This is a genomic window from Luteolibacter sp. (assembly GCF_058122085.1).
The window spans coordinates 23,221-29,829 of record NZ_JBIKBQ010000040.1 but is presented as its reverse complement, the minus strand read 5'-3'; the positions used below and the strand labels follow the sequence as shown (position 1 = coordinate 29,829).

The following is a 6,609-nucleotide window of genomic DNA, read 5'->3' as shown; positions in this document are numbered from 1 at the left end:
CCGATGGCATCGTCAGGATCGATCAATCGAACGCGCACATGCTCAAGGACATGCTGTTCGGACATTGCCGGGACGCGGTAGCGGGATGTGGCCATGCGCGAGTTGTGCCCGAAGGCGCAGAACATGTGCAGTAATTTGGCTCAATCAGCTGAAAACCAGATTTTTGCCGATTTTTAAAAATCCGCCGTGCTTCCCAGCGCGGGAGTGCATTCGGAGCTTGCAGGGGAGACTGGATTCTCCTATCGAATGTCCATCAGCCAGCCCGCTGAGATTTTAACAATTTAACGGAAAGAAAAATTCCCCCTTGGTTTGTTTTTTAATGGGAAGCGAGGATGACCGGTTGCATTGTGCCTCGAATCAAGCTAAACCTGCCATAATGGCAGTCCTCGGCAAGGGGTTTTCACGGCTTTCTGGCGGGATTTTGCGACATATGCCGCAGGCCGTAATCCGGGTCATACCATCTGATTTATAATCAAAATCGGGAAAATCCGCCGTATGATGGAGCCAAACATGCCATTTGAAACCGGAGTTTGCGAACGCGATCAACAGGCTGGCGGTGACGGCGGATGGAAATATTGAGCTGCTAGGAATTTGCTTTCTGCGGGAGACCCCTGAAAGAGCCATTGGGGCGGACCGGAGGGCGGGGAAATGGGGGTTGCTGGAGCGGGAGAAAATCCGCTTCGTGAATTCGGGAGGAAAACTTAAAAACAAGCTCCACCGCTCGGTCCCGGAAATGGCGGGAGAAGCGGTGGCCGGCTTGTTTTCGTTGCGCTTCGCGGAACCGGATCAGGTGCTCGCCCACTCCGGCGGGCGGGATGTGGTTGAGGCGCTGGAAAGCGCGCTGCCCTTCACGCTCACCGAGACTCGCGAGGTGCTGTGCGACCACGGGAACATGAGCAGTCCATCGGTGCTCTTCGCGCTGGAAAAACGAATGGCATCCCATCCCACGGACCAGCGCCTGTGGCTCACCGCCTTCGGAGCCGGATTCGCTGCACACGCTTGCGAGCTGTGGCGGTGAATTCTCCCGCTGTTGTTGAATTTATGGCCCAAGCCGGTAGATCACGTAGGGGTAGTAGCGATGAAGCCTCCAGCGCCGCTTGAAAGTCCCCTCATCAATGATGCGATAGGCCGGGTGGCGGTCGAATGCTTCCCGATACCAGGGATTGTAGTAGATGATGAAGCGGGGATGTGAATCGTTGCTGCTACCGGCAGCGATATGCGCGGCGACCTCTGCGGTCGTTCCGGCATCGAAGGGGTTGAATAGAAAGAACACGGTCTCAGCCTGGGGCGGGAGAAATTCCCGGGCGTCGATGCGGTGCAAGCAAATCCGTTGGCGGTCGGCCGCCGGAAGTCGGCAATTCCCGATATTCGCCAATCCTCTGCGGTGAAAGTCCTCACAAAGCTCGATGCCGACGGCCTTGCCAAAGCCCTCCTCGATGGCGACGAAAAGACAGCGACCCAGCCCCGCGCCGTAGTCGATGAAAACAGTCCGCGCGCGATCCATGGGCGGCAGCCGCCGCATCAGATCGCGGAGGATGCGGACCGGCGTGCCGTGGTAGTCGTGAACGCGCGCGGCAAGATCAGGATCGGCCTCATGACCGGCGATGGGCAGATAACCGCCGGTTTCGATGCCGTGGCGTCGGTCGAAAGAACGCTCGTCGGTGTGTTCGCGCTTGATGAAATCGCGGAGACGGTCGATGGCAGCGATCGCAATTGCTGGTAGTTTCACGGCGGGTCGGGTGCTTCGAGAAGCCGGGACACGGCATGGGCGATGACGGGCACGTGGACGGATTCGAAAATTTCGAGATGGCGGCCTAGAACCCGGGCGGTTTCCAGCTGCTTGATGGTGTCGCTCCAGCCATAATCCGCCGGCATCTCGAACTTATCGTCGTCCAACTCGGAGCGGAAGAGAATGACACGGGTGCCTTCGAGCGGTCGGGGGCGGTAGGCGAGCGCGAGCGCGAGGTGGGCCTCGCGGATTTGGACGAGACGCAGCGGCGAGTGGGGTTCGGTGAGATCCTCGCGGCGGGCGGCGCGGAGCTGGCAGCGCACGCGGAGGTGGGTGGCCACTCCTTGAAGCACCCGAGCGAAAAACCGGCAGAGGCGCCGGGCAAGGGACGTCGTGCGGATGGAATTCCAAGAGGCTGCGGCGCGCTCCCACGGACGAAAGGCGCGGAGTGGTGCCTCCGGGTGAAGTGTGTCCACCAGACCAACCCACGCCACCGATTCCCCCGCCGCACGAAGTTGACTGGCGATTTCATAGGCGAGGAGTCCTCCGAAGGAATAACCAAGCAGATGATAGCGCCCGGTGGGTTGATGTTCACGGATCGCTGCCAGGTAATCGGCGGCGATTTCCTCAACTCTGGAAGCTGGGTCGCCGGATGCGGAGGAAAGTGCCGGAGATTCGAGGGCGACGACGCGGCGGGTGGTGGCGAGACTTCGGCTGAAATCACGGTAAAACAGCACACCGCCGTCGCCACCGTGCAGGCAGAAGAGAGGCTCGCCCTCGCCGGCACGGAGGGTCTGCACCACGGGTGCGCGGGCGTCCCTGATCGGCTGCCAGGTTGCGGCGGGGTTGTCGACCAGTTGACCTAACAAGCGAAGGGTGGGAGCGTCCAGCAGGAGCGCCAAGGGGAGCCGGAGGCCGAACATGCGGTGGATGCGGGCAAAGAGCTTGAGCGCCGTGATCGAGTCGCCGCCGAGGTCGAAGAAGGATTCATCGCGATGGATTTCCGGCAAGTCGAGTAGTTCGCACCATAGGCCGGCGAGGGTTCGCTCGGTCGGAGTGGCGGGGCTTTCTCCAGAGAGATTCTGGCCGGCGGTGCGGTCGGGTTCCGGCAGATTCGCACGGTCGATTTTTCCGCGTTCGCTGAGAACGAATGTTTCGACGCGGCACCAGCGGGTAGGGACCGAGGCGTTCGGCAGGTTCGCAGCGGCGTGGGTGGCAAGAACGGCGGGCCAGTCGGCAGGTGGTTCCGAGGCCCAGCGGATCCAGGCAGCGAGGGCCACGGAGCCATCGGAACGCAGGCGTGGGCCGACATGGGTGGCGGAGACACCGGGGAAACCCTCGAGAATCCGCATCACTTCGGCGGGCTCGATGCGGTTGCCACGAATTTTCAACTGGTCGTCGATGCGGCCGAGGAAACGCAGGCGTCCGGAGGGCAGCCAGCAGGCGCGGTCGCCGGTGCGATACCAACGGCAGCCGTCGCGCGTGAGGAACTTCGCTGCGGTGCGCTCCGGGCATTCCCAATATCCGGGACCGATGCAGTCACCACCCAGCCAGAGTTCTCCGGCAGCACCAAGTGGAAGCGACTCGCCATTGAAACCGACAACCCGGGCCCGGACGCCGGGCAGGGGTTTACCGATCGGCGGATCGACGGGGTCGCGGCTGCGGCTCTCGAGAACCTCGACGGTGGCGACGACGGAGGCCTCGGTGGGGCCGTAGGTATTCAAGAGCCGGTGGCACGCGCCGTTGGCTTGAAACCACTCGTCCAGAGCCGCACCGGAAGCACGCTCGCCGCCGATGATGGTCGTAACCACGTTGGTGGGAATGGTTTTGCCCTCGGCGACCATCCAGGAGCACCAAGCGGCCCAGTGGGCGGTCGAGAGATCGAGAACGCCGATGTTTTCCGAAAAGATGAATTCGTGGAAAGCGAGGATGTCGGTCTTGAGGTGGGCGGGACGGGGAACGAGCGTGCCGCCTGTTAGCAGGGTGCACAGGACTTCCTCCAGCGAGGCATCGAAGCCCGGGGAGGCGAACTGGAGCAGCCTTACTCCTGGCCCGATTCCCGCGAGGCGCCCGATGGCGATGGCTTCGTTACAAACGCCTCCATGCACCATCTGCACGCCCTTCGGAGCGCCGGTCGAACCCGAGGTGTAAAGAATGGCAAGCGTGGCGTCAGGATCGTCGGGAGCCGGTGCCAAAACGCGCCCCTGCGCACCGTTCCATTCCAAGACCATCGGCGGCAAACCGTAGCGCTCCCCGTTTTCGGGAAAATCCGTGATCCGCAACAGGGGGCGGGAGTCTGCGACAATTGCAACGCGGCGTGCTTCCGGCAGGTCGGGGTCGAGCGGGACATGGATCGCTCCGAGTCGGGCGGTGGCAAGCAGCACCACGGGAAACCAAGCGCGGTCATCAAGCTCACTGGCAACAACGTCTCCGGTGGATATGCCGGACATTTCCAAGCGGGCGGCGAGATCGTCGACGCGATGATTCAGATCGGCATAGGTGAAACTACGGTTTGCTGTGACCAGTGCGACCTGATCGGCATGACGGGCGACGCTTTCTGCCCAAGCCCGCGCGAGGTGTTGGCGGGCAAGAGCTTTCCCTCCATCCTCCCAAGCGGCGAGTTGGCTGCGCATCTGAGATGGCAGGCGCACCGGATTGGACTCACCGCGCGCGACAGCCATGATGATCGCGGCCCAAGTGTCGAGCAGGGTTCGCGCGGCGGCGGGGCCATGGGTGCGTCCGTCATACTCGACCTCAAGCTCAAGCTCCGGTCGGAGCCGGGCGCAGGCGAGCAGGGGCTCACTGCTTCGCTCACGCATTGCGAGAGAGGTCATCGCGCCTCCGATGCCGACCTGCATGGCGAGGGTCCCGCGCTCGACCATCACCACTCCGCCCCGCCAGGGACCTCCGTGTCGTGCGAAATCCACACCCGACAGATCATCTGGAGACACATTTTCAATCGCCCGCAGGCGGTGGAGTCCGACCCGGAAGTTGCGGATTTCAGGTCCGGGATCATCATTGCGGCAGCGTTGGACCACCACCGGCAGGGTGTTCATGGAAAAACCCGCGCGTCGATCCTGTGGTGCGCCTGCTCGCACTTGGCCAATGGCCACGGCGTCGAGGCCGGCAGTCAGAGCGGCAGCCTGCCCCCACGCCCATGTGAGAATCGCCGGGGCGCTGACATCCATCTCGCAGGAGCGCATCTCAAGGGCATCGGCGACCTCCGAACCCAATGTCAGTGCGAAGGCACCGCGCGGACCTGCGACATCGTCCGGGAACTCCAAGGCGAAGCGCTCCAGCCGTGCGAATGCGGATTGATAAAAAGCCCCGGCCGACTCGATCTGCGCCGCGTCTGGCCCGATCCATTCTTTCCGGGCGATCCGTTCGCCGCAGCTGGTATCCTCCAACCGATCGCGGAATGCGCGGAGGATATCTGTGATCGAGCGCCCATCCAGCAGCGCGTGATGGAATGTCCACACCCACAGTCGCTCACCGGGCCAGAAAACACAGCGCCAAGGCGTGCCGGTCTCCAGTGGCAGCGGCCGCAGAAGATCCTCGGCGAGCCACCCCTCCAGATCCCCCGGCCCTTCGTTCTCGATTCGCACGGTTTCCAACGGCGGTCGCCTGGTCAGCCCGATTGGATCTCCCGCGCGAATCACAAATCCGGTTTGCAGCGCCTCGGCAGCTCCCACGGTGGACTCCCATGCGGATTTCACCCGCCCGGGATCGAGCTCTGCCGCCAAGCATATCACAACTTGCTGGATTGCACCGCCTCCACCCGCCAGCGATCTAAGCAACATCGCAGCGGCCACCGGTGCGAGTGCGCCGAGTCCGGTATGCTCGTCGTTGATGTGCTCCATCGGCTTGGATATCATGCAAATCCTGAATTGAAACGGTGCATGTTTCTCTTACGGAAACGCGTAATGGCGCTGCTAGGAATTTGCTTTGCTGCTAGGAATTTGCTTTCTGCGGGAGACCCCTTGAAAGAGCCATTGGGTCGAACCGGAGGGCGGGGAAATGGGGGTTGGTTTTCATGGGATGTCTGCTGATGATTTCTGGTGGAAGCGTGATTTTTCGCGGCGGGCCATCCAGTCGCAGATGTCCGCCAGATCGGCGACCGGTGCCTGCGTGTAGGGCAGCAGCTGCTGATAGGGCGCGGGGCCGAATTCCGGGACGAGGCTCGTGATCGCGTGACCGCGTTGTTTTTGCGAGATCCAGATGGTATCCCACCAAGCTTCATGGGCGGCGAGATGGCGCGCCCATTCCGGCGCGCGCGGATCGGAAACCTGTGGCCCTTCCTCGTGACCCACGCGTGCATGCAGGTGATGGCAATGATCCGCGGCGAGTTGGATGATTTCCCCGCAGTCTTCCAGCAAGCGCTCGGCCACACAAACCCAGTGGCTGAAATCGCAGGTCAGCTTGAGATCAGGAAACAATTCCAGGATCGGCCGGGTGGTCCATGGGTTGCCGAAATACCGCAAGCGGTGCGTTTCATGGCAGATGGCCACGCCGAGGCTGCGTTCCATTTCAAGCACGGCACCGTAAAAATCCTCCGCTTGCGAAAGGCTCCAGGTGTCTGAACCGCTGTGCGCATTGAAAAACCACGGTTGGTGTTCCATGCAATCATCGATCTGCGATTTCAACGAATCCAGGTGTTCGCGCACGCTTCCGCCGGGAATGAAGTCACGGCTGAAAACCTGCGCAATCCATTTCCAACCGCTCGTTTTGAGGAAGCGCAACAATGCCTCGCGGTCAGGCGAGAGATGGAGACTTCCCTCCAAGGCCTCGTAGCCAACATCGCTCCAGCGGGCCAGATACGGTTCCAGGCCGTGTGTGTGATTGATGCCCCAAAGGTGCCGGACAAGGGTGATATTCATAAG

4 protein-coding genes are annotated in these 6,609 nt (G+C 61.9%); 1 reads left to right on the top strand and 3 read right to left on the bottom strand.

All coding sequences use genetic code 11. The features are described from left to right. The first annotated feature begins 517 nt into the window (after positions 1-517). Positions 518-1,018: a hypothetical protein gene (locus AC4DF4_RS07880; RefSeq protein WP_490047571.1), complete on the top strand. Its 501-nt coding sequence runs from the start codon at positions 518-520 to the stop codon at positions 1,016-1,018. 21 nt (positions 1,019-1,039) lie between these two features. On the opposite strand, the gene AC4DF4_RS07875 is transcribed toward AC4DF4_RS07880, so the two are convergent. The 3 genes from AC4DF4_RS07875 to AC4DF4_RS07865 form a co-directional block, all read right to left on the bottom strand. Further along, positions 1,040-1,729 carry a hypothetical protein gene (locus tag AC4DF4_RS07875; protein WP_490047570.1) on the bottom strand — a complete coding sequence of 230 codons (690 nt, stop codon included), beginning with the start codon at positions 1,727-1,729 and terminating at the stop codon, positions 1,040-1,042. Further along, the gene (locus AC4DF4_RS07870) at positions 1,726-5,604 is read right to left on the bottom strand and encodes an alpha/beta fold hydrolase (protein WP_490047569.1); all 3,879 of its coding nucleotides are present in this window, start codon (positions 5,602-5,604) and stop codon (positions 1,726-1,728) included. The genes AC4DF4_RS07875 and AC4DF4_RS07870 overlap by 4 nt, the downstream gene beginning before the upstream one ends. Before the next feature lie 156 nt (positions 5,605-5,760). Further along, positions 5,761-6,606, bottom strand: a complete 846-nt coding sequence (locus AC4DF4_RS07865) for a sugar phosphate isomerase/epimerase family protein (protein WP_490047568.1) — start codon at positions 6,604-6,606, stop codon at positions 5,761-5,763. Positions 6,607-6,609 lie beyond the last annotated feature (3 nt).

Excerpts from the sequence above, each read along its gene's own strand:
- AC4DF4_RS07870 (WP_490047569.1), bottom strand. The coding sequence starts at position 5,604 with ATGATATCCAAGCCGATGGAGCACATCAACGACGAGCATACCGGACTC.
- AC4DF4_RS07865 (WP_490047568.1), bottom strand. The coding sequence starts at position 6,606 with ATGAATATCACCCTTGTCCGGCACCTTTGGGGCATCAATCACACACAC.